General features: G+C 39.3%; 3 protein-coding genes and 1 pseudogene. 1 reads left to right on the top strand and 3 read right to left on the bottom strand.

The genetic code is table 11. The features are described from left to right. Positions 1–198: pseudogene (locus tag AC075L_RS09900) on the bottom strand (HlyD family efflux transporter periplasmic adaptor subunit); the annotation flags it as partial. A gap of 371 nt (positions 199–569) precedes the next feature. On the opposite strand from AC075L_RS09900, the gene lexA reads away from it, so the two are divergent. Continuing rightward, complete coding sequence (gene lexA, locus AC075L_RS09895) at positions 570–1,190, top strand: transcriptional repressor LexA (RefSeq protein WP_008703132.1); 621 nt, start codon at positions 570–572, stop codon at positions 1,188–1,190. Between the two features lie 410 nt (positions 1,191–1,600). Here the strand turns inward: lexA and rsfS are convergent, their stop codons facing one another. Next, the gene (gene rsfS, locus AC075L_RS09890) at positions 1,601–1,960 is read right to left on the bottom strand and encodes a ribosome silencing factor (RefSeq protein ID WP_008703130.1); all 360 of its coding nucleotides are present in this window, start codon (positions 1,958–1,960) and stop codon (positions 1,601–1,603) included. A gap of 172 nt (positions 1,961–2,132) precedes the next feature. Then, positions 2,133–2,486 (bottom strand): bis(5'-nucleosyl)-tetraphosphatase (symmetrical) YqeK (yqeK, locus tag AC075L_RS09885; protein WP_476387588.1); only part of this gene is annotated, 354 nt, incomplete at its 5' end.

Genomic DNA, 2,486 nt, shown 5'->3' with positions numbered 1-2,486 from the left:
GGTATATGTTTCGTTGCGGGATAAAGGTCCTGATGTAACCTGATAGGACTCAATATGAGTAGTTGTAAAATATAATATGGCACTGAATGCCATATATATGAATAAGATGCCAAACATGATCGTTCCGATATTCAGCCCCACGACCATGCGAAGCCTTGCCAGGATTCCCGGCATTTTTTTTGATTTATTATCAGACAATGGGATGTCTCCTTTTTGTGCAGTTCATAATCATTCTATAACTGTTCAGCGATTTCACAGTGACTGCTGAATAGTTACACTATTTTCCAAAATATTGTAACACTTTGCACATTTAAAAACAAGTTTATTCATAAAGAATTCACAATAATCGTTACTGTTCACACACCACTATCCCGTTACTGAGAATGGAGCAAACAGTAACGGGAGCACATAAGTAAGAACACATTTTCAGAATATAAGTTTGCTTTTTGTCAGGAATTATGATATGATAAAAAAATCAGAAACTGTTCAGTATCTCATAGAATAGCAGACTGCTGAATGGTTATGAAGAGTGTACGAACAAAAAATAACTTAAAAAGGAGGGTATAATTATGCCATATGGAAGAATCACGCCAAAGCAGCAGGAGATTCTTGATTACATAAAGAATGAGATTTTGAACCGGGGATTTCCGCCGGCAGTTCGTGAAATCTGCGAGGCAGTCAACCTGAAATCTACTTCTTCCGTTCATTCACATCTGGAAGCACTGGAGAAAAATGGATATATCCGCAGAGATGCAACGAAACCACGTGCGATTGAGATCATTGATGACAATTTTAATCTGGTCCGCAGAGAGGTTGTGAATGTTCCCATCATAGGAACTGTGGCAGCCGGACAGCCACTTCTGGCAGTTGAGAATATTGAAGGCTATTTCCCTATCCCTGCAGAGTTTATGCCTAATTCACAAAGCTTTCTGTTGAAAGTAAAAGGGGAAAGTATGATAAACGCCGGAATTTTTGACGGAGATCAGGTTCTGGTAAAACAGCAGTCCACAGCAGAGGATGGAGATATTGTTGTTGCGCTGATCGATGACGGTGCTACAGTTAAGACTTTCCATAAAGAAAAAGGATACTATCGTCTCCAGCCGGAAAATGATACAATGGAGCCAATCCTTGTACATGAAGGTCTTCAGATTCTTGGCAAAGTATTTGGTGTGTTCCGTTTGTATGAGTAATATAACTGATACGTGAATAGTCAGGCAGATATTCGCAATCCGCTTCGCTACGCAGCTCTACACCGAATCAAGCAAGTCCCCATACACTGCAAATTATACTATATCAATTCAAAAAAACAACAGAGGAAATCAGGTATCTCTTGATGATGATATCTGATTTCCTCTGTATTTTATTTTGCAAATTTCACAAAGTCAGGCGGATAAAATCATCCGCCTCGCTACGCAGCTCTACACCGAATAACTGTAAATTTTTCGTTACTGTTCACTGGTAATATCCCGCGAGGTGTTTTTTGTGAACGAAGGTCACAGAAAACCCGAGACATACCGCGCGACTTTATGCGATTAGCATAAAGTCTGTGCATCGCAAGCATGTTGCTGTGAACAGAGTGAACAGTAACAATTTTTTCTACTTATTTCTCAAGAAATTCATTAACGTCAAGAACCTTACCATCTCTCCAGATTCTTTCGAGGTCATAGAAAAGACGATTCTCTTCGTCAAATACGTGGACGATCATATCGCCGTAATCCATAAGAACCCAGCTGGAGTTTCTGGTTCCCTCAATCTGTTTTGCTTCAAATCCGGCTCTGCCAAGTGTTTCATCTACATTGTCAACCATAGCCTGAACCTGATTCTGGTTGGAAGCACTTGCAATTACAAAATAATCGGCAATTACAGATACTTCATGGATATCTATTACCTTAATATCTTTTCCTTTTTTCTCATCAAGTGCGCGGCAGGCAAGTTTTGCCATTTCAAGTTCTCTGTTCATGGAAACAACCTCTCTTTCTATCTGCTTTTGTAACTGTTCAATATCTTCATGATCAACAGACTATTGAATAGCTACATATATCTTCTCTAAATAAATATTTATATCCGTAATCTGTTCTCCCTGTTGTGCTGTCCCCTATATGTAAAACTCTGCCAGTCGAGACAATTTATACTCAGAACTGTCTTTTCATGTGTAAATCCCTGTAATACAAGAAAGCATCTTTCGTAGCATTATCAATGTCTTTCGGATTTTCCTCCAGATAAGCCAGTGTATCACCCAAAATCTTATACATACATTCGTCAAGATCCTGAAAAGCCAGTTTACGTACAATTGCAAGATTAGGAGCTTTGTCGCGTTTTGGTTCAATATAATCGGCAATATAGACGATTTTTTCCAACAGTGTCATCTCCGGCTTTCCGGTAGTATGCCAGGTGATGGCAGAAAGAATATTTTCATCTGTAACATCATACTTAGCCTTAGCCACGTAAGCTCCAAGCTTGGCATGAAGTAAAAAAGGATGCTCCTG

Source organism: Blautia sp. ZXY-1-B12 (genome assembly GCF_056339915.1).
This window is presented reverse-complemented; position numbering and strand designations above follow the sequence as displayed.